The organism is Allosphingosinicella sp. (assembly GCF_046295735.1).
In the GTDB taxonomy this organism is placed as follows: Bacteria; Pseudomonadota; Alphaproteobacteria; order Sphingomonadales; family Sphingomonadaceae; genus Allosphingosinicella.
In genome coordinates this window covers 44,601-67,451 of record NZ_JBKBMQ010000015.1, presented here as the reverse complement: position 1 = coordinate 67,451, position 22,851 = coordinate 44,601, and the positions used below count along the sequence as shown (strand labels likewise).

The 22,851-nt window shown below is 68.6% G+C and carries 23 protein-coding genes; 13 read left to right on the top strand and 10 right to left on the bottom strand.

What is annotated here, in order from left to right; all coding sequences use genetic code 11:
• Window positions 1-15 precede the first annotated feature (15 nt).
• The gene (locus ACK4K7_RS13940; protein ID WP_431866897.1) at window positions 16-690 is read left to right on the top strand and encodes a hypothetical protein; all 675 of its coding nucleotides are present in this window, start codon (window positions 16-18) and stop codon (window positions 688-690) included.
• Here the strand turns inward: ACK4K7_RS13940 and ligD are convergent.
• From ligD to ACK4K7_RS13925, 3 genes are all read right to left on the bottom strand, one after another.
• Window positions 687-3,236, bottom strand: a complete 2,550-nt coding sequence (gene ligD, locus ACK4K7_RS13935; RefSeq protein WP_431866895.1) for a DNA ligase D — start codon at window positions 3,234-3,236, stop codon at window positions 687-689. The genes ACK4K7_RS13940 and ligD overlap by 4 nt on opposite strands.
• Window positions 3,237-3,379: 143 nt before the next feature.
• Complete coding sequence (locus ACK4K7_RS13930; RefSeq protein ID WP_431866894.1) at window positions 3,380-4,243, bottom strand: Ku protein; 864 nt, start codon at window positions 4,241-4,243, stop codon at window positions 3,380-3,382.
• Between the two features lie 67 nt (window positions 4,244-4,310).
• Window positions 4,311-4,781, bottom strand: a complete 471-nt coding sequence (locus ACK4K7_RS13925) for an Lrp/AsnC family transcriptional regulator (RefSeq protein ID WP_431866893.1) — start codon at window positions 4,779-4,781, stop codon at window positions 4,311-4,313.
• Window positions 4,782-4,900: 119 nt separating this feature from the next.
• On the opposite strand from ACK4K7_RS13925, the gene ACK4K7_RS13920 reads away from it, so the two are divergent.
• The 4 genes from ACK4K7_RS13920 to ACK4K7_RS13905 all read left to right on the top strand — a co-directional run bounded on the left by ACK4K7_RS13920 (window position 4,901) and on the right by ACK4K7_RS13905 (window position 10,208).
• The gene (locus tag ACK4K7_RS13920; protein WP_431866892.1) at window positions 4,901-6,100 is read left to right on the top strand and encodes an aromatic amino acid transaminase; all 1,200 of its coding nucleotides are present in this window, start codon (window positions 4,901-4,903) and stop codon (window positions 6,098-6,100) included.
• A gap of 1 nt (window position 6,101) precedes the next feature.
• Window positions 6,102-8,183, top strand: a complete 2,082-nt coding sequence (locus ACK4K7_RS13915) for an alpha-ketoacid dehydrogenase subunit alpha/beta (protein WP_431866891.1) — start codon at window positions 6,102-6,104, stop codon at window positions 8,181-8,183.
• A 100-nt stretch (window positions 8,184-8,283) separates the two neighbouring features.
• Complete coding sequence (locus tag ACK4K7_RS13910; protein WP_431866889.1) at window positions 8,284-9,567, top strand: dihydrolipoamide acetyltransferase family protein; 1,284 nt, start codon at window positions 8,284-8,286, stop codon at window positions 9,565-9,567.
• Between the two features lie 56 nt (window positions 9,568-9,623).
• A complete protein-coding gene (locus ACK4K7_RS13905) occupies window positions 9,624-10,208 on the top strand; it encodes a hypothetical protein (RefSeq protein ID WP_431866887.1) in 585 nt (194 codons plus the stop codon).
• Here the strand turns inward: ACK4K7_RS13905 and ACK4K7_RS13900 are convergent.
• Both ACK4K7_RS13900 and ACK4K7_RS13895 read right to left on the bottom strand, forming a co-directional pair.
• Window positions 10,172-11,227: an SDR family oxidoreductase gene (locus tag ACK4K7_RS13900; protein ID WP_431866886.1), complete on the bottom strand. Its 1,056-nt coding sequence runs from the start codon at window positions 11,225-11,227 to the stop codon at window positions 10,172-10,174. The genes ACK4K7_RS13905 and ACK4K7_RS13900 overlap by 37 nt on opposite strands.
• Before the next feature lie 51 nt (window positions 11,228-11,278).
• On the bottom strand, window positions 11,279-11,722 hold the full coding sequence (locus tag ACK4K7_RS13895) for a CBS domain-containing protein (RefSeq protein WP_431866884.1): 444 nt from the start codon (window positions 11,720-11,722) through the stop codon (window positions 11,279-11,281).
• A gap of 152 nt (window positions 11,723-11,874) precedes the next feature.
• Between ACK4K7_RS13895 and ACK4K7_RS13890 the strand changes: the two genes are divergently transcribed.
• The 3 genes from ACK4K7_RS13890 (at window position 11,875) to ACK4K7_RS13880 (ending at window position 14,719) form a co-directional block, all read left to right on the top strand.
• Window positions 11,875-12,981, top strand: a complete 1,107-nt coding sequence (locus tag ACK4K7_RS13890) for a 2OG-Fe(II) oxygenase (RefSeq protein WP_431866883.1) — start codon at window positions 11,875-11,877, stop codon at window positions 12,979-12,981.
• Between the two features lie 53 nt (window positions 12,982-13,034).
• Window positions 13,035-14,258: a serine hydrolase domain-containing protein gene (locus ACK4K7_RS13885; RefSeq protein ID WP_431866882.1), complete on the top strand. Its 1,224-nt coding sequence runs from the start codon at window positions 13,035-13,037 to the stop codon at window positions 14,256-14,258.
• 164 nt (window positions 14,259-14,422) lie between these two features.
• Window positions 14,423-14,719: a hypothetical protein gene (locus tag ACK4K7_RS13880; RefSeq protein WP_431866881.1), complete on the top strand. Its 297-nt coding sequence runs from the start codon at window positions 14,423-14,425 to the stop codon at window positions 14,717-14,719.
• Here the strand turns inward: ACK4K7_RS13880 and ACK4K7_RS13875 are convergent.
• Window positions 14,716-15,216 carry a DNA-deoxyinosine glycosylase gene (locus ACK4K7_RS13875; protein WP_431866880.1) on the bottom strand — a complete coding sequence of 167 codons (501 nt, stop codon included), beginning with the start codon at window positions 15,214-15,216 and terminating at the stop codon, window positions 14,716-14,718. The two genes, ACK4K7_RS13880 and ACK4K7_RS13875, sit on opposite strands and share 4 nt — an antisense overlap.
• Window positions 15,217-15,273: 57 nt before the next feature.
• On the opposite strand from ACK4K7_RS13875, the gene ACK4K7_RS13870 reads away from it, so the two are divergent.
• Window positions 15,274-15,648, top strand: a complete 375-nt coding sequence (locus tag ACK4K7_RS13870) for a tRNA-binding protein (RefSeq protein ID WP_431866948.1) — start codon at window positions 15,274-15,276, stop codon at window positions 15,646-15,648.
• Here the strand turns inward: ACK4K7_RS13870 and ACK4K7_RS13865 are convergent, their stop codons facing one another.
• Entirely contained in the window at window positions 15,649-16,476 is an 828-nt protein-coding gene (locus ACK4K7_RS13865; protein ID WP_431866879.1) for a hypothetical protein, read from the bottom strand.
• A complete protein-coding gene (locus tag ACK4K7_RS13860) occupies window positions 16,473-16,916 on the bottom strand; it encodes an ABA4-like family protein (RefSeq protein WP_431866877.1) in 444 nt (147 codons plus the stop codon). The genes ACK4K7_RS13865 and ACK4K7_RS13860 overlap by 4 nt, the downstream gene beginning before the upstream one ends.
• A gap of 38 nt (window positions 16,917-16,954) precedes the next feature.
• On the opposite strand from ACK4K7_RS13860, the gene ACK4K7_RS13855 reads away from it, so the two are divergent.
• Window positions 16,955-17,566 carry a TetR/AcrR family transcriptional regulator gene (locus tag ACK4K7_RS13855; RefSeq protein WP_431866876.1) on the top strand — a complete coding sequence of 204 codons (612 nt, stop codon included), beginning with the start codon at window positions 16,955-16,957 and terminating at the stop codon, window positions 17,564-17,566.
• 6 nt (window positions 17,567-17,572) lie between these two features.
• On the opposite strand, the gene ACK4K7_RS13850 is transcribed toward ACK4K7_RS13855, so the two are convergent.
• Window positions 17,573-18,055: an SspB family protein gene (locus ACK4K7_RS13850; RefSeq protein ID WP_431866874.1), complete on the bottom strand. Its 483-nt coding sequence runs from the start codon at window positions 18,053-18,055 to the stop codon at window positions 17,573-17,575.
• A gap of 98 nt (window positions 18,056-18,153) precedes the next feature.
• Here ACK4K7_RS13850 and ACK4K7_RS13845 point away from each other — a divergent pair, with 98 nt between their 5' ends.
• From ACK4K7_RS13845 to ACK4K7_RS13835, 3 genes are all read left to right on the top strand, one after another.
• Entirely contained in the window at window positions 18,154-18,534 is a 381-nt protein-coding gene (locus tag ACK4K7_RS13845; RefSeq protein WP_431866873.1) for a histidine triad nucleotide-binding protein, read from the top strand.
• A gap of 50 nt (window positions 18,535-18,584) precedes the next feature.
• On the top strand, window positions 18,585-20,018 hold the full coding sequence (locus ACK4K7_RS13840; protein ID WP_431866872.1) for a sodium-dependent transporter: 1,434 nt from the start codon (window positions 18,585-18,587) through the stop codon (window positions 20,016-20,018).
• 147 nt (window positions 20,019-20,165) lie between these two features.
• On the top strand, window positions 20,166-21,743 hold the full coding sequence (locus tag ACK4K7_RS13835) for an amino acid permease (protein ID WP_431866870.1): 1,578 nt from the start codon (window positions 20,166-20,168) through the stop codon (window positions 21,741-21,743).
• A gap of 45 nt (window positions 21,744-21,788) precedes the next feature.
• Here ACK4K7_RS13835 and ACK4K7_RS13830 read toward each other — a convergent pair whose 3' ends face one another.
• Window positions 21,789-22,784 carry an adenosine kinase gene (locus tag ACK4K7_RS13830; RefSeq protein ID WP_431866869.1) on the bottom strand — a complete coding sequence of 332 codons (996 nt, stop codon included), beginning with the start codon at window positions 22,782-22,784 and terminating at the stop codon, window positions 21,789-21,791.
• Between the last annotated feature and the right edge of the window lie 67 nt (window positions 22,785-22,851).

Here is a 22,851-nt window from a genome sequence, read left to right as displayed (position 1 = left end):
CCGAAGGAGAAACGCATGTCTCGTCACGACATCTACGGCCCGATCCACAAGGGCCTTCGCCTGGCCTTGTCCGATCTGCTGGTGCGGCTCGGCCGCGCCGACTTCGCGGATCGCGCCGGCTCGGAAGGCCTGCTGGCCGACCTGCGCCGCCAGATGCAGCTCAGCGCCGACCATCTGAAGCATGAGGAACATGAAATCCACGCGGCGCTCGAAGCGCGCGTGCCCGGCGCCGCCGCCAGGCTCGAGCAGGATCACGACCATCACCGCGACACCTTCGTGGAGATGGAAGAGGCGATCCGCCGCGTCGAGGCCGCGGAAGGGGAGGCGGAGCGCCGTGCGCTCGGCCGCCACCTCTATCTGCGGTTCAGCCGCTTCGCCGCCGAGGATTTCGCGCATATGGCGGAGGAGGAAACCGTCACCCTGCCGCTGCTCCACGCTCATTTCACGGACGAGGAGCTGATCGACATCGAAGCGCGGATCATCGCCTCCTGCACGCCCGAGGACAATCTGGCTTATCTGCGAATCATGATCGGCGGGATGAACCGGCCGGAGCGCGTCCACTTCCTCGGCTTCATGCGGCATTCGGCCCCGCCCGAGGTGTTCGAAGCGACCATGAACTTCGCCGCCCGTCCGACCCTCGACCCCGCCGACTACCGGCACCTCGAGGAGAGCCTGGGCCTCGCGGCCTAAAGGTCCGGGAGCGCCTGCTCCGCCTCGCCCCAGCCCTGGAGCAGGCGGGAGGAGGCGCGCTCGAGGAGGAGAGGGGCGTCGCGCACGGTGAAGCGCGCGCCGCTCCCGGTCTCGTCAAGCTCATCCCAGACGATCGGGGCGGCGACCGGCGCCCTGGCGCGGGCGCGGGGACTGTAGGGCAGGATCGCGGTCGCGCCGCGCTGGTTGCGCAGATAGTCGAGAAAGATGCGGCCCTTGCGCTTCGCCTTGGCGAGGTTGGCGGTGAAGCGCTCCGGCTCGGCGGTGGCGAGCGCGACGCTGAAACGCTGGGCGAAGTCCTTGACCTCGGGCCATCGCGCCTCGGGGGTCAGCGGCACGACCACGTGCAGGCCCTTGCCGCCGGTCACCATCGGAAAGGTCTGCAGGCCCATGTCGGCGAGGTGGCGCTTGAGGTCGCGCGCGGCGCGCTTCACCTCCTCGAAGCCGAGCCCCTCGTCGGGGTCGAGGTCGAACACCAGCCGGTCGGGGCGCTCGACATCCTCGATCCGGCTGCCCCAGCCGTGAAACTCGATCGTCCCCATCTGCACGCAGGCGACGAGGCCGGCCACGTCCTTCACATAGACATAATCCTCGCTGGTGCCCTTGCTCTCGACGATCGGGATCTGGTGGACGTGGGGGCCGAAGCTGCCGGCATTGTGCTTCTGGAAGAAGCATTTCTTCGCCCGGCCCTGGGGGCATCGCACCAGGCTCAAGGGGCGGTCCGCGGCCCAGACCTGCATCAGCGGCCCGACGGCGCGGACATAATCGACCAGCTCGCTTTTGGTGACTCCGCTGTCAGGATCGATCACCCGGTCCGGATTGGTGATCTTGATGCCGTCGGGGGCCGGGGCGGGGAGGGGCTGGGGCTTTTCCGCCACCACCTCGCTTGCGCCCTTGTCCTCGCGCAGGCCGAGGAAGCTTGGATGGCGGATCACGCCTTCCGAGGTGAATTCGGCGAAGGCCACTTCGGCGACCAGCTTCGGCGCCACCCAGCGCGCGCCGCGCGCGTCGGCGCGGGGCACGTCCACCGGCGCGGTCTTGCGGGCCAGTCCCTTGAGGCGTCCCGCAAGATCCTCGAGCATCTTCATCGAAAAGCCGGTGCCGACCTTGCCGGCGTAGCGCAGCGTGCCGCCCTCGTTCACCGCCAGCAGCAGCGAGCGCAGCGCCCGCGCCTTGCTCTCGCTCGGCGTCCAGCCGACGATCACGAATTCCTGCCGCTGGATGCATTTGACCTTCAGCCAGCATTTGCTGCGGGCGTTGCGGTAGGGCGCATCGGCCTTCTTGGAGATGATGCCTTCCTGGCCGGCCGCGCACATCGCCTCAAGCAGTTCCTCGCCCGCGCCGACGATATGCTGGGCGTATAGGAGGAAGGGCGGCTTGCCGTCGCCGATCAGGGAGGCGAGCCGCTCCTTGCGCTCGATATTGGGGAGCGGCCTCAGATCCTCGCCATTCGCTTCCAGGAGGTCGAACAGGAACAGGGTGAGGCCGCGGCCGCCTTCGGAGATCGCCTGCTGGAGATCGGAGAAGCCGGTGCGGCCCTCTTCGTCGAGACTGACGATCTCGCCGTCCAGCAGGGCGGAGCCGATCTCGAGCCCGCGCGCCGCTTCGACGATCTCGGGGAACTTGTCGGACCAGTCGAGGCCGGAGCGCGTATAGACGCGCGCCTCGCCGCCGCCGACCGCGAGCAGGCAGCGATAGCCGTCATATTTCATCTCGTGGATCCAGCCCGATCCGGCCGGGACGTGGTCGACGAGGGTGGCGAGCTGGGGGGGCTGGAACTTGGGAATTCCCGATCCTCCCGGAGCTTTGCTCGGGGAGGGGGACTGGCGAAGCCGGTGGAGGGGCGTGGCGCCGGCCCCTCCACCACGCCGCTTCGCGTCGCGGTCCCCCTCCCCGAGCGGCGCTCGGGGAGGAGCTTTGGTCCAGCTCGCCAGCTCCTTCGCTTTCTTGCCCGCGGCGATCTCCTGCATCGTGCGGCCGGTCTTGATCGAGGTGAGGTATTTCTCGGTGAGGCCGCTGGAGCTGCCGACGAAATCGTCGGCGATCTTGCGCAGCAGCCAGCTGGTCGCCTTCTCCCCGGGCCGCTTCTTCAGGCGGATGAGGATCCATTCGCCCCTCATCCGCTCGCCCTCGACCCGGAAGTGGAGACGGCCCTTCTTCAGCCCGTCGCGCGGATCCTTGCCTTCGACAGTCTGCCAGATGCCGCGGTCCCACATCATCACCGTCCCGCCGCCATATTGGCCCTTGGGGATGGTGCCTTCGAAGGTGGCGTAGGAGAGCGGGTGGTCCTCGGTCTCGATCGCGAGGCGCTTGTCGTCGGGGTCGAGGCTGGGCCCGTTGGGCACCGCCCAGCTCTTCAGCACCCCGTCCAGCTCGAGCCTCAGGTCGTAATGGAGGCGGGTCGCGTCATGCTTCTGCACCATGAACCCGTCGCCCTCGCCCCAAGGGAGGGTGTCGAACGTCCCGCGCGGCTCTGCGGTCTTCGAGAAGTCGCGCTTCCGGTTGTAGGCGGAAAGGGGGTCGGCCACTCAATCCTCCCTGTCGCCGCAGGCGATGGGGAGGGGGACCATGCGTAGCATGGTGGAGGGGCATCGCGGCGACGTTTGCCCCTCCACCGCACTGCGTGCGGTCCCCCTCCCCACGAGCTTCGCTCGCAGGGAGGATAGGAGGTTCATCCCGCCGCCCTCTTCTTGGCGGGCGCCTTCTTCGCCGGCGCGGCCTTCTTCGCGGCGGGCTTCTTCGCCGCGCCGCCGCCCGGTTTCTCGATCGACTTCTTGAGGGCGGCCATCAGATCGACAACGTTCGAGCCGCGGCTCGGCGCCGGCTCGTCCTCGGCGGTGATCGTCTTGCCCTTGCGCTTCTGCTCGATGAGGTCCTTCAGCGCATCGACATAGCGGTCGTGGAATTTGGACGGATCGAACGGCGCGGACTTCTTCTCGATCAGGGTTTCGGCGAGGTCGAGCAGCTCCTCGTCGGGCTTGGCGTCGGCGATCTCGCGGAAATAGTTCTGCGCCTTGTGGACCTCGTCGGCGTAGCGCAGGGTCTCGAGCACGATGCCGCGCCCGCAGGGCTTCAGGCTCACCATATGCTCGCGGCCCCTGAGCGTCAGCTGGCCGATCGCCGTCTTCTTCGTGCGCCTCAGCGCCTCGCGCAGCACGATATAGGCCTCTTCGGCCAGGTCGTCGGCGGGCACGACATAATAAGGCTTCTCGAAATAGAGCACGTCGATCTCGTTCGAATCGACGAACTGGGTGAGCTCCAGCGTCTTCTTGCTCTCGAGCTTCACCGCCTCCAGCTCGTCCTCCTCCAGAAGGACGTAGGCGCCTTTCTCATATTGATAGCCCTTGACGATCTCGCTGTTGTCGACGGGGCCGACGCCGGGCACCACCTTCTCATATTTGACGCGCTTGCCGGTCGGCTCGTGGATCTGGTTGAAGGCGATCGAGGCGCCGGATTTCGTCGCGGTGAAGATCTCGACGGGGATCGAGACCAGGGCCAGCCTGATCTGCCCCCTCCAATATGCACGCGCGGCCATAGGTGAACGCCTCCGATCGATTCGCAGGCGATTCAATCCGCGGCGAAGGGGGAGGTTCCGCGCCGTCCTATACCGGGATTTCGGTCGTATACTTCACCTGCCGCAGCGCGAAGTTGCTGGCGGCGTTGGCGACCGAGGGGTGGGCGAGGACGCCGCGCATGATGAAGCGGTCGTAATCGGCGACGTCCCTGACGGCGATGCGCAGCAGATAGTCCCACTCGCCGGACATCGCATAGCATTCGACGATCTCCTCGCGTGCCTGGATGAACTGCTCGAAATCCGAACGGTCGGCGACGGTTTGGCGGTGCATGCGCACCTGGCAGAGCACGTTGACGCTGCGCCCGAGCGCCGCCGGATCGGCGAGCCGGACGCTGCGGCCGAGCACGCCGGCTTTCTCGAGCGCGCGCACCCGGCGCCACACCGACGCGGCCGAGGCGCCCACTTTTTCGCCGAGCGCGGCATGGCTCAGCGACGCGTCCCGCTGCAGCTCCCGAATGATTCGGCGGTCGACGGCGTCGAGGCGATGATCCTGTTCCATGTTCGGCCTTTTAGTGAAACAGCGTCACGCGATCCAGCCGTTTGGCGGATCGCAATGAACGCGATTTTGCGACGGAATGGTCTAGGTGTATCCGGCGCGCGAACAGGAGGAGCTAGGCGATGATGGCGAACGGGGAGACGAGACTCTTCGACCGGCTGGAGCCGCAGAAGCCCGATGCCCTGTTGTCGCTGATCGGCTTGTGCCGCGCCGATCCCCGTTCCGACAAGATCGACGTCGGCGTCGGCGTGTATCGCGACGCCGCGGGCGGCACGCCGATCCTGCGCAGCGTCAAGGCGGCCGAGCGCATCCTGCTGGAGACGCAGGAGACCAAGGCCTATCTCGGGCCGGAGGGCGACGCCCGGTTCGTCGAGTTGGTGCGCGCGATCGTGTTCGGGGACGACCTCGCCAAGGACGAGCGCATCGTCGGGGTCCAGACCCCCGGCGGATGCGGCGCGTTGCGGCTCGGCGCCGAACTCGTCCGCGCGACCGGGGCGAATGCGCGCATCTTCGTCGGCCAGCCGACCTGGCCCAACCACGCGCCGCTGATCGGATGCGCCGGCGTGCCGATGGTCGATTACACCTACTACGATCCCCAGGCCCGAACCGTCCGCTTCGACGAGATGATGTCGGCGCTGGAGGATGCGAGCGCGGGCGACATCGTGCTGCTTCACGGTTGCTGTCACAATCCGACGGGCGCCGATCTCAGCCTCGACCAGTGGGACACGCTCAGCCGCTTCATCGCCGATCGCGGCCTCATCCCCTTCATCGACCTTGCCTATCAGGGACTCGGCAACGGGCTGGAGGCCGACGCGGCGGGTACGCGCATGACGGTGGAGCGCGCAGAACAGGCGCTGGTCGCGCAAAGCTGCGACAAGAATTTCGGCCTCTACCGCGAGCGTACCGGATCGCTGTTCGTGAAGGCGGCCGGCGCCGGGGCCGCGGAAATCGTCTACGGCAATCTGCTCAGCCTCGCCCGGACGATGTGGTCGATGCCGCCCGATCACGGCGCGGCGGTGGTGCGCACCATCCTGGACGACGCCGATCTGCGCGCCGACTGGCATGCCGAGCTGAAGGAGATGCTGGCCCGCATCCGGGGCCTGCGCGCCCGGCTCGCCGCCGCCGATCCGCGCCTCGCTTACATCGACGATCAGAACGGCATGTTCTCGATCCTCCCGCTGACGAAGGATCAGGTCGCCGCGCTGCGGGACGAGGCCGGCATCTACATGGCGGGTTCGGGGCGGTTCAACGTCGCCGGCCTGTCGGACGAGAATGTCGACCGCTTCGCCGCGCTCGTCGCGGCGCAGCTTCCGGAGGCGTGACATGGCCGAAGCGAGCGACAGGACGATGAGCCGCACCAACGCGCCCGATCCCGCCTTCGACTGGCGACGGATCGCCTATCTGGTGCAGGTCAGCCGGGCGATGGACAGGCTCGAGGAAGAGCGGCTCGTGCCCGAGAAGAAGGTGCTCTACCAATTCAGCGCCCGCGGCCACGACATGGCGCAGGTGATGCTCGGCAGCCGCCTCACCGGCGCCAAGGACGCGGTCTGCGGCTATTACCGCTCGCGGCCGATGCTGCTGTCGCTCGGCGTCCCGCTCGAGGATGCGCTCGGCTCCGGAATGGGACGTGCCGGCGGCTATTCGGACGGCCGCGACATCGGCGTCGTGTTCAACTACCCGAATGTCGGCGGCACGCCGGCGCTGCCGATGTCGGGCGGGGTGGGGGCGCAATATACGCCGACCGCCGGCTGGGCCCAGGCGGTCGAATATTACCGCTCGGTGCTCGGCGAGAAAGAATTCGGCGGCTCGATGGGCGTGGTGCTGGGCGGCGATGCCTCGGTCGCGACCAACGGCTTCTGGGCGGCGCTCACCATCGCCACCACCCAGAAGCTGCCGATGCTCTTCTACATCGAGGACAATCAATACGGCATCTCGGTCCCCTCCTCCTACCAGACGCCGGGCGGGAACATCGCCCGCAATCTTGAAAGCTTCCAGAACCTCCACATCCTCTCGGGCGACGGCACCGAGCCGGCCGAGGCGGCGCGGCTGATCGAGATGGCGACGGCGCATGTCCGCGCCCGCAAGGGGCCCTGCCTGCTGCGCCTCGCCGTGCCGCGCCTCCAGGGCCACAGCTTCCAGGACACCCAGACCTACAAGTCGGAGGAATTCGTGCAGTCCGAATGGGCGCGCGATCCGCTGCCCAAGCTCAAATCCTACCTGGTCGGCTCGATCCTCGACGAGGCGGAGTGGGACGGGATCGCGGCCAAGGCCGCCGAGGCCGTCGAAAAGGCGCGGGAGGAAGCCGAGGCGCGCGGCGTCTCCAGCCCCGAGAACGTGCTCCGCCACGTCTTCTACGAAGGCGAGCTGCAGCAGGTCGGCGGCCAGTGGACCCACGGCTACACCCCGCCGCCTTCCACCGACGTGCCGGCCGGCCAGGGCCAGCGCATCAACATGGTGACCGCGATCCGCCGCACGCTCGACCGCGAGCTCGAGATCAACCCGCGGGTGCTGCTGTTCGGCGAGGATATCGGCCCCAAGGGCGGCGTCCACGCAGTGACGATGGGCCTCCAGGACAAATACGGCGTCGAGCGCGTGTTCGACACCAGCCTGTCGGAAGAGGGCATCGTCGGGCGCGCGGTCGGCATGGCGCTGGCCGGCCTGGTGCCGGTGCCCGAAATCCAGTTCCGCAAATATGCCGAGCCGGCGATCGAGCAGATCAACGATTGCGGCACGATGCGCTGGCGCACCAACAACCGCTTCGCCGCGCCGATGGTGCTGCGCATTCCCGGCGGCTTCTTCAAGTGCGGCGATCCGTGGCACAGCCAGACCAACGAGGTGCAGTTCGTCCACAATCCGGGCTGGATGGTGGCCGTCCCCTCCAATGCCGAGGACGCCGTCGGCCTGCTCCGCGCCGGCCTGCGCGGCAACGATCCGGTCGTCTTCTTCGAGCATCGCGCCATGCTCGACGATCCCTGGGCGCGCCGGCCCTATCCCGGCGACGATTATGTCCTGCCCTTCGGCCGGGCGAAGAAGACGCGCGAGGGCGACCAGATCACGATCGTCACCTGGGGCGCGATGGTGCCGCGCTGCGAGGAGGCGGCGAAGGATTTTTCCGCCGACGTCATCGACCTGCGCACGCTGATGCCTTGGGACAAGGAGATGGTGCTGGAGTCGGTCCGCCGCACCCGCCGCTGCCTGATCGTCCACGAGGATCTTCTGACCGGCGGCTTCGGCGCCGAGATCGCCGCGGTGGTGGCGGACGAGGCCTTCCTCGATCTCGACGCGCCGGTCGCCCGGGTGACGATGCCGGACATACCGAGCCCGCACAATCCGGTGTTGCTGAACTGGGCGGTCCCGAGCGTCGAGCGCATCCGCGCGAAGATCGACGAGCTGGTGGGATTCTGATGCGACCGCAGCAAACCCCTCCCGTCATCCCGGCGAAGGCCGGGATCTCGATACGGACGGGTCGAGGCCCCGGCCTCCGCCGGGCCGACGGGGGAATGTCATGATCGACGTGGTCGTTCCCGCCGAGCAGGAGGGCACCAAGGCCGTCGTCCGCGCCTGGCTGAAGAAGGTCGGCGAGCGCGTCGAGGAGAACGACCCGCTGGTCGAACTCGAGACCGACAAGGTCGCGATGGAGGTCCCCGCGCCGGCGGCGGGCGTGCTGCGCGAGATCGTCCTCGACACCGACGCCGAGGCGGTGCCGGGCGCCGTGCTCGGGCGGATCGCGGAGGAGGGTGAGGACGAAACCCCGACATCGTTCGGGCTGAGCTTGTCGAGGCCCACCCCTTCTTCTCCTTCCACCGGGTCCGAACAGGAAAAGGGGCGGCCTTCGACAAGCTCAGGCCGAACGGGGGAGGGGGTGGAGCCCGAACCGGAACCTGACCGGGAGATGCGTCTCTCCCCCTCGGTCCGCCGCGCGCTCCTCCAGCACGACATCGATCCCCGCCACATCTCCGGAACGGGGCGCGGCGGTCGCATCACCCGGGCCGATGTCGACCGCGCCGTAGCCGAGGCGACCACAGTCCAGGTCGGCGCCCGCGCCACTGCCCAGCCCCAGGTCGCGCCGCCCGCCAAGGCCGGGCCGATCGCCTCCCACTCGGTCCCTCACGACCGCATGCGGCTGCGCATCGCCGAGAACATGCTGAATTCGGTAACCGAGGCGCCGCACGTCACCGCCGTGTTCGAGGCGGATCTCAGCGCGATCATGGCCCATCGCGAGAAGCACAAGGCAAGCTGGGCCCGCCAGGGCGTCAAGCTCACCTACACCGCCTATCTGGTGGCCGCCGCGGCCGAGGCGATGAAGGTCGCGCCCGCCATCAACAGTCGTTGGCACCCCGACCGGCTGGAGATTTTCGACGACATCAACATTGGCGTCGGCACCGCGCTCGGCAGCAAGGGGCTGATCGTGCCCGTACTTCGCCAGGTCCAGCGCCTGTCGCTGCAGGGCATCGCCGCCGGCCTCGACGCCCTGGTAGAAAAGGCCCGGGCCGAGAAGCTCGCCGCCGCCGACATTGCGGGCGGGACCTTCACCATCTCCAACCACGGCGTGTCCGGCTCGCTCTTCGCCTCGCCGATCATCATCAACCAGCCGCAGTCGGCGATCCTCGGCGTCGGCAAGCTGGAGAAACGCGTGGTGGTGCGCGAAGTGGGCGGCGTCGACACGATCCAGATCCGCCCGATGGCCTATGTCTCGTTGACCATCGACCACCGCGTCGTCGACGGTCACCAGACCAACGCCTGGCTCACCCGCTTCGTCGAGCTGCTGGAGAGCTGGCCGCTCGATTGACGGCCGCTTGCGCCGTGCCCGGCGGTCGCTAGGTTGCGGGCGCTGGGGAGGGGCCGATGACCGCATTCGAGCTTGTCGCGCCATTGGTGGCGATCTTCGTCGGCCTTGCGTTCGCGGACATGGCGTCGAGCCTCCACCGGCTGCTGCGCGCGCGGCGGCGGGTGCGGTGGCACTGGTTCGTCTTTTCGGCGGCGGTGCTGCTGGTGCTGCTCACGCTGGAAATCTGGTGGAGCGGTATCCGCGATCTCGAGCGCGCGGGGCTGACCTTCACCATCGGCCTGTTCGTGCCCGTGCTCGCCCAGCTCCTCGTCATCTTCCTGCTCGCCTCGTCGGCATTGCCGGACGCGGTGCCGGACGAAGGCATCGACCTCGAAGCCTATTATTGGGAGCATGCGCGCTTCTTCTGGTCGTGGATGGCGCTGCTGCTGCTCTCCTTCGTCGTGCAGCGGATGGTAATCGTCGCCTCGCTGCGCGGCGTCGACCGCCTGGGCGCGGCGCTGCCGGGCGCGGTTCCGAACCTCATCGTCATCGGTTTGATGCTGAGCCTCGTCTTCGTAAGGCGGCGCTGGTGGCACGTGCTGTGGCTGGCGCTGTTCCCGACGCTCTATTTCGCCAATCTGTTCGCCCGCCCGCTTCTCTGAGGGCCGCGCGCGACCCGCTCCGCGGCGGCGGAGAGCGCCTCGAGGCCCGCCATGCCGGCGAGGAGGGGCAGCGCGAGCGGGTTCTTCTGCGCCTCGAGCAGCCAGGAATGGCGGCGCACATGGAGGTCCTGCCGCCCCTCGATGCTGCCGTCGCGCGTCGGTTCGTAGAGATTGTCGCGCTTGGCGGGGTCGCCGGGATCGCCGGGCCGCTGCTGCGCGCGGGCGCCGAACTCCTCCATCGCGAGGTCGGTGAGGCGGGGCGCGAGCCTGCCCATCAGCGAGATGAGATAGCCCGATCCGCCCACATAGATCTGCCGCCGCGGCTGTTCGCAGGCGAAGAGGATCGCGTCCGCCACCAGCCGCGGATCGTAGAGCATCGGCGGGAGGCGCGGCGGAGCGGCCATGAAGTTGCGGGCATGTTCGGGATAGGGCGTGTGGATCGATCCCGGCTTGATCAATGTCACCGAGACCGGCGCCCGTTCCTTCTCCAGCTCCATTCGCAGCGTGTCGGTCGCCGCCTGCACGGCCGCCTTGGTCGCCGAATAGGGACCCTGGTAGATCATCGCGCGGTCGGACAGGACCGATCCCATGTTGACGATGGCGCCGCCGCCCCGCGCCTTGAGGTGCGCCGCGGCGAGTAGCGAGGCTTCGAGCAGGCCGAAATAATTGACGTCGAAGATCCGCCGATGGTCCGCCATCGGCACGGCGTCGATCCGGCCGTAGGTGGCGGCCGCGGCGTTGTTCACCCAGCTGTCGAAGCCGCCGAACGCCGTCCGCGCCGCCTCCCCGATCCGCGCCACGCCTTCCGGTTCGGCGACATCGGCCGCGCAGACCGCCACCCGGCCGCCGCGCGCGCTGAGGCCGGCGGCGATGCGGTTCAGCGCTTCGGCGTTGCGCGCGGCGAGCACCACCGCGGCGCCGCGGTCCACCGCCGCCTCCGCCGCCGCGAGCCCGTTGCCGCTGCTCGCGCCGGTGATGACGATGGTCTGCTCGCGAAGCGGTTTCAGGCGGACGCGCATGCCGGCGCTCCTTTCGACAAAGCGAGGGGGCGCCGGCCGCGCATCCCGGCGTCAGCCCTGGGCCGACTGGTTGTGCTCGCCGCCCGGATCGGTCACGCCGTCGAGCGCCACCTTGGCGGCTTCGCCCTTCTCGGAACGGGCAAGGTCGCCGATCGAGACGATCCCGACCAGCTTCTTGTCGCGGCTGAGCACCGGGAAGCGGCGGACCTGCGCGTCGCTCATCTTGATGGCGACGTCTTCCACATCGTCATCCTCGAAGCAGAACAGGATGTCGCCGCTCATCGCGTCGCGCACCGGCGTGTCGGGCCCGCGGCCTTCCGCCACCGCGCGGACGGCGATGTCGCGGTCCGTCACCATGCCGATCAGCTGGTCGCCGTCGCAGACCGGCATCGCGCCGGCGTCGGAGCGAAGCATGAACTGGGCGGCTTCCTGGATCGGCTGGTCGGGCTTCACCACGTCGATCTCGCGGGTCATGCATTCGGAAACCTTGGTCATCTTCTTCTCCTCGGCTGGCTTGGCTGTGGCCTCTTCAACGGATGGCGAATGGGCGACGTTCCGGTCGGCGGCTCGCGGCCGTCGCTCGGCCGGCTCGGCTGGGCGGACGGCCTGCGCTTGCATCCCCGGCCTTGCCCGTTAGGCTCCGGCGGATGAGCGTCACGACCCAAGAACAGGCGCCGCAGCCGCTCGGCTTCGGCGACGCCGCGCCCTGGTTCACCGCGCCCGCGCTCGGCGGCGCGCCCGCTTATTCCTTCGGCACGGCGGCCGGACGTCCGTCGCTGCTGCTGTTCTTCGGATCGGCCGGCCATCCGGACAGCCGCGCCGCTTTGGACGCGGTCCTCGCCCGCCGCGACTTGTTCAACGATGTCGACGCCTGCTTCTTCGGCGTCACCGTCGATCCCGCCGACGAGCGGGACGGGCGGATCGCGCAGCAGCTGCCGGGCATCCGCTACTTCCTCGACTATGACCGGGCCGTCAGCCGCCGCTACGGCGCGGCGCAGGAGGAAGGGCGCTATCTGCCGCACGCCTTGGTGCTCGACGCGGCGCAGCGGGTCGTCGCCCGCTACGGCATCGGCCAGGCCGCGGCGGCGCTCGACCGGCTGGAGGAACTGGCCGGCGGCGGCGTCGAGGGAGACTGGGCGCCGGTGCTGCTCGCGCCGCGGATACTGGAGCCGGAGCTGTGCCGGGAGCTGATCGCTTATTACGAGCGGCATGGCGGCGAGGAATCCGGGTTCATGCGCGACGTCGGCGGCAAGACGATGCTGCTCACCGATCCCGCGCACAAGAAGCGCCGCGACCGCGAAGTATCCGATCCGGAGCTGCGCGGGGCGCTCGGCGCGCGCATCCGCCGCCGGCTGCTGCCGATGGTGATGCGGGCCTTCCAGTTCGAGGCGACCCGCATGGAGCGTTACCTGATCGGCTGCTACGACGCGGAGCGCGGCGGCCATTTCCGGCCGCACCGCGACAACACGACTAAGGGCACCGCCCACCGGCGCTTCGCCGTGTCGATCAACCTCAATGCGGGCGACTTTGACGGCGGCGATCTGCGCTTTCCGGAATTCGGGCCGCGCACCTATCGGCCGCCGACCGGCGGCGCGGTGGTTTTCTCCTGCTCGCTCCTCCACGAGGCGACGCCGGTGACGCGCGGCACCCGCTACGCCTTTCTCCCCTTCCTCTACGACGAAGCGGCGGCAAAGGTCCGGGAGGAAAACAACGCGCATCTGGGCGACAACGTCACCGCCTACCGAGCCGGCTAGCGCGGCGCCCCGCCGCCGGTTAGCACAAGCGAAGATCACATCAGGGAGGTGGAATGGAACGCGCTGATCCGGCCGAGCACGGCTTCGATCCCGATCGTCTGGCGCGGATCGACCGTTTTCTGGGGGCGCGCTATGTCGAGCCGGGGCTGCTCCCCGGCACTCAGCTGCTCGTGGCGCGCGACGGGGTGCCGGTTCATTTGTCGACGCAGGGGGTCATGCGGGGGGACGGCGCCGCGCCGCTGCGCGAGGATACGATCTTCCGCATCGCGTCGATGACGAAGCCGATCACGTCGATCGCCTTCATGCTGCTGCTGGAAGAAGGACTGGTCGCGCTCGACACCCCCGTCGGCGACGTCCTTCCGGAGCTCGGCGGCGCCGGCGTCTATGACGGCGGCGGCGGCGGCGCGCCGTTCCGGAGCAGGCCGCCGGACCGGCCGATGCTGATGATCGACCTGCTGCGCCACACTTCCGGCCTCACCTACGATTTCCAATATCGCACCAACGTCGATGCCGCCTACCGGCACAGGAAGCTGCTGACGCTGCGCGACGCGCATACGCTCGACGAATTCGCGGCGGAACTCGGCAGCCTGCCGCTCGAATTCTCGCCCGGTCAGGCGTGGAATTATTCGGTATCGACCGACATGCTGGGGCTGGCGGTGCAGCGCCTGTCGGGCATGAAGTTCGAAGCCTTTCTCGACGCCCGCATTTTCGCCCCGCTCGGCATGGTCGACACGGCCTTCCACGTGCCTGAAGAGAAGCGCCACCGTTTCTCGGACTGCTGGCGGTTCGATCCGCGGCAGGGAACGATCCTCTACGACAGGGCCGAAGCAAGCAGCTGGGCCGAGCCGCCGGTCTTCGTGTCCGGAGGCGGCGGGCTCGTGTCGACCGCGGCCGATTATCATCGCTTCTGCAGGATGCTGCTGGGCGGCGGCGAGCTGGAGGGCACCCGCCTGATCGGCCGCAAGACGCTGGAGCTGATGACCCGCAACCATCTGCCGGGCGGCGCCGATCTGACCGAACTCAGCCGATCGATGTTCTCCGAAGCGGCTTATGCGGGCCAGGGCTTCGGCCTGGGCTTCGGCGTCAACCTCGATCCCGCCAGGGCGATGCTGCCGGGTTCGGCGGGGGATTTCTACTGGGGCGGCCTCTTTTCAACCTTCTTCTTCGTCGATCCGGTGGAGCGTATCCACATGGTCTTCATGACCCAGCTGATGCCGTCCTCCACCTACCAGGTGCGGCGGCAGCTGCGCACGATGATCTACGCCGCTTTGACCTGAACGCCGCGTTCGGTCCGAAACGGATCGAATTCCCGCAGCGGTTCACGGGACGTTCCGGCATTCGCTCCGTTTCGGAGGAAGTCGCGCTAACTCGCTGACTTCCCGCGCTTCTAGCCTTTTCCCCGCCGGCCGGCTGTGCGGCCGGATGTCCAGGGGGAAATGTCATGAAGCTCACCATCGCGGCCGCGCGTCCAGCCGGCATCCTGTTCGCGGCGCTGGCGTCGGTCGCCGCGCTCTCCAGCCCGGCCGATGCCCGCAAGAGCGACGCGGAGATCCGGCAGGAGATCATCCGGGAGTCGATCCGCAACTATTCGGGCAGCTGCCCATGCCCCTACAGCACGGCGCGCAACGGCAGCCGCTGCGGCGGTCGGAGCGCCTACAGCCGGCCGGGCGGCGCCTCTCCGAAATGCTTCGCCAGCGACGTCAGCCAGGCCGAGGTGAACGCCCGCCGCGGCCGCTAGAGAAAAGCCGCCAGCGCCATCCAGCGGGCGCGCTTTTCGTCGAACGGCAGGGTGTAAGCGGGGCTGCTCGACGGCAGGTCGACCAAAGCGATGCCGTCGGAAGTCCCGCCGAGCGCCACGCGGCCGATCCGGGACGACGTGCCGCCGTTGAATCCGATCGCGCGCAGGCGGGGCAAGGCGGCGATCAGAGCGGCGAGGTCGTTCGCCGCCTCCAGCCGGATCGCGGTGTCGAGACTGCCTTGCCGCCGCGCCGCGCCGACCGTGTCCCACAGGCCGATGCCGGCATCGAGCAGCGCGTCGAGCCGGGCTTCGTAGCCGAGCGCCGGTAAGTCCTCCCGCTCGGCGACGGCGCCCGCCAGCCGCCAGAACTGGTTCCGGGGATGCGCATAATAGCGGCCTTGGGCCAGCGAGCGGACTCCGGGCAGGCTGCCCAGGATCAGCAGCCGGCTGTCGGGCCGCACGACCGGCGGGAAGGAGCGGTGCACAAGATCGTCCATCAGAACGGCACGATGCCCGCTCTTGCCTTCGCCGCGCAAGCGCGGGAGAGGGCGGCCATGACCCACAAGCTCCACGATGCCGAGGCGCCGCCCGCCGATCCGATCGGCTTCGACCAGTTTCTCGCGGTCGACATTCGCGTCGGCACGATCGTCGAGGCTCTGCCGTTCCCGGAGGCGCGCAAACCCGCGTTCAAGCTGCGCATCGATTTCGGTCCGGTGATCGGCGTCAGACGCTCCAGCGCGCAGATCACCGAACATTATGCCCTGGAGGATCTGGTCGGGCGGCAAGTGGCGGCGGTGGTGAACTTTCCGCCGCGGCAGATCGGGCCGTTCATGTCCGAGGTACTGACGCTCGGCTTCCCCGACGCGGACGGCAAGGTGGTCCTGATCGGGCCGAGCCTGCCCGTGCCCGACGGCGGCCGCCTTTTCTAGTCAGAGCGGCAGCAAGGGCCGGCCGGCCACGGCCTGCCAGAACACACCGAGCGTCACCGCGACATAGGCCGCGCTTCCGGCGCCCAGCAGCCACCAGCGGGTGCGGGCGGCGAAGCCGCCGATGAGCGCGGCGAGGATCGGGAGCGCCTGTTCGGCATGGATGCCGAGGAAGTGGGCGACCCGCAGGTCCCCGCCCATCCGGTTCCATCCGAAGACGGGAAGGCCCGCTCCTTGGGCACCGACGGAATGACCGGCCTGGGCGCTCATATATCCGCCCAGCCCGCCGCCGAGCAGGAAGGTGAGGACGAGGCCGGCGACCACCGCCGCCACGAAGTCGGGCCGGAGCCCGGCGGCGGGACGGCGCGCGATCTCCCAGGCGAGCGGCAGCACGGTCGACACCAGCAGCACCGCGAAGAGGCCCATCAGCCCGTACATGACCGCGTGGAAAGGGCTGGTCTCGTTGAAGTGGGAATCGAGCCCCTGCGCCGCCTGGAAGACGATATAGGCGATCTCGAACGTACCCGCGACGATCGCGACGGCCACCGCGGCGCGCGGCAGCGGCGCGCTCCGCCGCTCCGGCCGGACATAGCCGAAGAACCAGGCGGAGGTGAGCGCGAACACCCCCACGGAGACCAGGAACTTGGCGGGCTTTACCCACACATTGACGCCGCTCGCCAGCGTTCGACCGTCCACCGCCTGAAGGGCGATCGCCGGCACGGCGATGAGGAGGAGCGCGAGGCCGAACAGGGTGAGCGCGCGCTGCCGTTCGACCAGCTCCGCCAGGAGAGGGAGGCGGAGGCGAGGGGCGGGAAAAGTGAGCGCGGTCATGCGGCGATCTCCCGACGGCGGAAAGCGAGGCGGAGCGGAAGGAAGAGGAGCAGCCCCGCCGGACCGAACAGGAAGGTGAGGGCGAAGCAGGGGAGGAGGAGCAGGCGCGGCACACCGGCCTCGAGGCCCTGGCGGGCAATCCAGGCGCCGACGAACAGATCGAAGGCGAGATAATGGAGCCAGCCGGCGGCCAGGGCGGCGTCGTCGGCGAACAGAGCGCGCACTTCCGCGATCGAGCCGTAGCCCCCGCCTTCAGCCGCACCCCATCCCTGGGCGATCAGGAGGACGTAGGCGATGCCGAGCAGGGCCGGGATCAGCGCGGTCGCCGCCATCTGCGACCAGTCGCGAACGCGCGGCAGGAACAGCCCGATGACGAGGCCGAGCCAGCCCAGCATGGCGAGAGCGCCACCGGCCGAGAATGCAGAAGCGGGATCGATCATCGGTTGCGGCCCCAATCTTAACAGTGCATAGATTCTCTATGAACCATGATCTGAACAGTGTCAAGAAAGCGCGGGGCTACCATCATGGCGACCTGCGGGCGGCGGTGATAGCGGCGGCGGAGGAAGTAATCGGCGAACGCGGCCTGGATCGCTTCAGCCTGCGCGAGACCGCGCGGCGCGCGGGCGTCTCACCGGCGGCGCCGGCGTATCATTTCGGGGATGCGCGCGGGCTGCTGACCGCCCTTGCCGCCGACGCCTTCCGCCGCTTCGGCGACGCGCTGGCCGCCGCCGACCGGGACGGCGACCGGACCGCGCGCATCCGCGCCCAGGGCATGGCCTATGTCGGCTTCGCCCTGGCTCATCCCGCGAAGTTCGATCTGATGTGGCGCTACGCCCTGATCGACCGGGAGGATGCGGATTACGGCGCGGCGGCGGCGCGCGCCTTTGCCGTGATCGACAAGGCGGTGAGGGGGGAGGAGGCGATCGCGCGGCAGGGGGACATCGCCGTGGCGCCCTCCATCGCCTGCTGGTCGATGGTGCACGGCTTCGCGCGGCTGGCGCTGGACGGCGCGTTTGGGACGAACGAGGGCGCGGCCGAACGCGCGGCCGAGGCTCTGCTCCCGGCCGTGCTCAGGCATCTGGATGTCTAGAGGGGGTTATTTCTTGCGGCTGAAGTCGACGGAGACGACGTTCGATCCGTCCTCGATCGGCTCGGCGGCCGGATGGTCGTTCTCCGCTTCCTCATGGGATTGCGGACCCGCTTCGTCGACCTGTGCCTGGAACTGCAGCGCGAAATTGACGGCCGGGTCGACGAATCCCGTGATCGCCGAAAAGGGGATGAACAGCCGCGCCGGCGCCTGGTTGAAGGACAGGCCGACCTCGAAGCCCTGATCCTGGACCTTGAGGTCCCAGAAGCGGTTCTGGATGACGATCGTCATCTCGTCGGGGAAGCGGTCCGACAGGTGGCGCGGGATGTCGACCCCCGCCGCGGCGGTCTTGAAGGTGATGTAGAAATGATGCTCGCCGGGCAGGCGGCCGCTCGCCTCGACCTCGCCCAGCACCCGGCCGACGACGGCGCGCAGCGCTTCCTGCACGATTTCGTCATAGGGAATCAGGCTGTCGGGCGTCTCGTCGCTCATGGGGCGACTCGTAGCGCGGCAGGTGCACGGGTCAAGCACGTTGCACCCCGCATGGATCAGCCTCTATCCGGTGGCGAACGCCGAACGAGGAGGAGCCGATGCCGATCGACGCGACCAGACCCTATGACGACAGCAACATTTTCGCGCGTATCCTGCGCGGCGAGATTCCGGCGCGCAAAGTCTATGAGGACGCGCACGCGCTCGCCTTCCACGACATCAATCCGCAGGCCGCCACCCACATCCTCGTCATTCCCAAAGGCGCCTATGTCAGCTGGGACGATTTCTCCGAACGCGCGAGCGAAGAGGAGATCGCCGGCTTCGTCCGCGCGGTCGGCCACGTGGCGCGGGCGGAAGGCCTGGTCGCGCCCGGCTACCGCCTGCTCGCCAATGTCGGGCCGGACAGCGGGCAGGAGGTGCCGCATCTTCACGTCCACATCTTCGGCGGTGGCCCGCTCGGCCCTATGATTTCGCCTCGCTAACGTTTAGGACCCGGAAAAACCAACAAGACGTAGCGTCAGGAGAGTAGAAGATGGCCGTTGCCGGTTCCGCCCCCCAACATGCCCATTGGTCCTCGCGCGCGGGCTTTATCCTCGCGGCGGTCGGATCGGCAGTCGGCCTCGGCAATCTCTGGCGCTTTCCCACCGAGGCGGGCGCGAATGGCGGCGGCGCCTTCGTCCTCATCTACATCCTGTTCGTGGCGCTGATCGGCCTGCCGCTCCTTCTTTCCGAAACCGTGATCGGCCGCCACGGGCAGCAGAATGCGGTCGGCAGCACCGAGGCGCTGGCACGGGAATCGCGGGCATCGACCGGCTGGGCCGCGCTCGCCTGGGTCGGCATGCTGGCGGCCTTCATGGTGCTCACCTTCTATTCGGTGGTGGCGGGCTGGGTGCTCTACTTCGTCGGCCAGACGGCGGCGGACTTCTTCGGCGCGCTGTTCTCCGGCCGCCCACTCGCCGGCGCCTTCGCCGACGGCACGGTCGAGGACATCCAGGGCATGATGCCGACCTTGTTCGCCGATCCGTGGCGGCTGCTCGCCATGCACGCCATCTTCGCCGTCATCACCATCTTCGTGGTGGCGCGCGGAGTGAACAAGGGGATCGAAGCGGCGGCGACCTGGCTGATGCCGGCTTTCTTCATCCTGCTGGTCGGCATCACCATCTACGGCAGCATCACCGGCGATCTCGGCGCCGCCTTCACCTTCCTGTTCACGCCCGATTTCAGCCGCGCGCTGGAGCCGCAGGTGCTGAACGCCGCGCTCGGGCAGGCCTTCTTCTCGCTGAGCCTCGGCTCGGCGATCATGATCACCTACGGCGCCTATGCGGGGCGCGACACCCATCTCGGCAAGACGAGCGGCACGATCGCCTTCGCCGACACCTCGGTCGCGATCATCGCCGGCTTCGCCATCTTCCCGATCGTGTTCGCGGTCGGGCTCGATCCCGCCGCCGGCCCGACCCTGATGTTCCAGACGCTGCCGACCGCGTTCCACGCGATGCCGGCGGGCGCGCTCATCGCCTTCCTCTTCTTCGTCCTCGCCTTCTTCGCGGCGCTCACCTCGTCGGTGTCGCTGCTGGAGGTCTCGGTCGCCTGGTTCTCCGAACGCTTCGGCTTGAGCCGCCCGGCGGCGGCGCTGACGCTCGGGATCGGTTTCTTCCTCGTCGGCCTGCTCTCGGTCCTCTCCTTCAACGTCTGGGAGCATCATCGGCCCCTCGGCTTCCTGCCGGGCTTCGAAGATGCGAACTGGTTCGACGCCATCGACCGCTTCACCAGCCGCGCCTTGCTTCCGCTGGCGGGCCTGCTCACCGCCATCTTCATCGGCTGGATCGCCGACAAGCGGCTGGTCGATCCGGAGACCGGCCTGTCGCCCGGCGGCCTGCTTCCGGTCTGGCGCTTCCTGGTCGCTTGGCTCTGCCCGCTTGCCGTCCTGTTGATCCTCATCACCAGCTTGGTCCCCGGCCTGGTCTGAGGCGCCCCGTCGGTCGGCGGTGGCGAACGCCGCCTGAGGTTCCTCGGAGAATCCCTCTTGACGGAGTTCGCGCGCCGGAGGAGGAGAGTAGAAGCTGCTGCCGTGCCCAGAGGACCGGCAGCCTACTCTTTTCCAAGGATTTTCCAGATGGCGAATGGCTGGCGCGTCAAACCGCTCGACGCAATCCTCGCGACCGCCGAGAAGAAGAGCCTGCACCGCTCGCTGGGCGCGCTGCAGCTGACCTTGTTCGGCATCGGCTGCATCATCGGCACGGGCATCTTCGTCCTGACCGCCGCCGGCGCGCAGAAGGCCGGCCCCGGCCTCATGCTCGCCTTCGTCATCGCCGGCGCGGTCTGCGTGGTGGCGGCGCTCTGTTATGCCGAGATCGCGGCGATGGTGCCGGTCGCCGGTTCGGCCTACACCTACACCTATTCGGTGATGGGCGAGCTGCTCGCCTGGACGGTCGGCTGGGCGCTGGTGCTCGAATATGCGATCGCGGCGTCGGCGGTGTCGGTGGGCTGGTCCGGCTATTTCAACGGCACGATCCTGAGGGAATTTTTCGGCATCACCCTGCCGCCTTTCCTCAGCGCCGGGCCGGTGGCGCTCGGCGGCGCGCCGGGCGGTTTCATCAACCTCCCGGCAATGGTCATCGCCCTGCTCATCACCTGGCTGCTGATGATCGGCACGTCGGAAAGCGCGCGCGTCAACGCGGTGCTGGTGGCGATCAAGATCGCCGCGCTCACCACCTTCATCGCGCTCACCCTTCCCGCCATCGAGGCGGCGAACTTCAATCCATTCCTGCCCGCGGGCATGTTCGGCGGCTTCGGTTCGGGCATCGGCGCGGTCGGCGCGGCGGCGACCATCTTCTTCGCTTATGTCGGCTTCGACGCGGTCTCGACCGCGGCCGAGGAGACGAAGAATCCGCAACGCAACGTGCCCATCGGCCTCATCGGCTCGCTCGCCATCTGCACGATCTTCTACGTGCTGGTGGCGGCCGGCGCGATCGGGACGATCGGCGGTCAGCCGATCATGGGTCCGAACGGCGTTCCCTTCCCGGCCGGTTCTGAGGAACTGGCGCGGCAGTGCGCGCTGCCCGAATATCGCGAGATGCTGGTCTGCTCGAACGAGGCGCTCGCCCATGTCCTCCGGAACATCGGCTTCTCCGGCATCGGCAACGCGCTCGGCATCGCCGCCTTCCTGGCGCTGCCGTCGGTGATCCTGATCCTGCTGTTCGGCCAGACCCGCATCTTCTTCGTGATGTCGCGCGACGGCCTGCTTCCCGAAGGCCTGTCCAAGGTCCACCCCAAGTGGAAGACGCCTTATGTGGTGACCGCCATCACCGGCGTGGTCGTGGCCTTCGCGGCGGCCTTCCTGCCGGTCGGCCAGCTGGCCGACATCGCCAATGCCGGCACGCTCTACGCCTTCTTCATGGTCGCGATCGCGGTGATGCTGCTGCGTCGCCGGGATCCGCAGCGGCCGCGCAAGTTCCGGGTGCCGGCGCTGTGGCTGGTCGGGCCGCTCACCGTCGGGGGCACCTTGTTCCTGTTCCTGAACCTGCCCGGCGAGGCGATGATGGTGCTGCCGATCTGGACCGCGATCGGCCTGCTCATCTACTTCCTCTACGGCTACCGGATGAGCCATCTCGGCCGCGGCCTGGTCGAGGTTCACGAGCCGGAGCTGCACGACATCGAGCCGAGCATCCCCGGCCTCGACGAGCGGGCCTGATCAAGAGGCGTTCGGCGCCCTGCAGGCGCCGAACGCTCTTGGCTCTCAGCCGAGCCGGCTGGCTACGAGCGCCTTGAGGTCTGCCTCGGGGCGCGCGCCGTAATGGGAGATGACTTCCGCGGCGGCGATCGCGCCCATGCGGAGCGATTCCTCGAGGCCGCGGCCCTGGGCGTGGCCGGTGAGGAAGCCGGCCGCGAACAGGTCGCCGGCGCCGGTCGTGTCGACCACTTTCTCGACCGGCTCGGCTGCGACTTCCGCCCGCGTGCCGCCGGCCAGGCCGATCGCGCCCTTCTCGCTGCGCGTCACCACCAGCACGGGGACCTTGCCCTCGACCGCGGCGATGGCGGCATCGAGGTCCTCCTCACCCGCCAGCTCGCGGATCTCGGCTTCGTTGGCGAACAGGATGTCGATATAGCCGCCGTCGATCAGCGCCAGGAAACCTTCGCGGTGGCGCGAAATGCAGAAGCTGTCCGACAAGGTGAAGGCGACCTTGCGTCCCGCCGCGCGGGCGATGCCGATCGCCTGCTCCATGGCCGCGCGCGGGGTTTCGGGATCCCACAGATAGCCTTCGAGGTAGAGGATCGCCGCATCCTCGATTTGCTTCGGGTCCAGCGCCCCGGCCGGGAGGTGCTGGGCGGCGCCGAGGAAGGTGCCCATCGTGCGCTGGGCATCGGACGTCACCAGCACCAGACAACGGGCGGTCGGCACGCCATTGTCGATGACCGGCGTATCGAATTCGACACCCGTCGCGCGGATATCGTGGCTGAACACTTCGCCGAGCTGGTCGTCCGCGACCTGGCCGATGAAGCCGGCGCGGCCGCCCAGCGCGGCGACGCCGGCGGCGGTGTTGGCCGCCGATCCGCCGCTCACCTCGCGGCCCGCCGCCATCGCCTGATAGAGGCGCTGCGCCTGGCCGGCGTCGATCAGGGTCATCGACCCCTTGTCGAGGCCCTGTTCGGCGAGGAAGGCATCGTCGGCTTGGGCGATCACGTCGACAATGGCGTTGCCGATGGCGAGGACGTCGAGACGGGGCTGGGACACGTGGCTTGGCTTTCGTGAGAAGGTAAGGATGCGCCGCCTTTGCCTTCGCGCGCGGCGGGGGTCAACG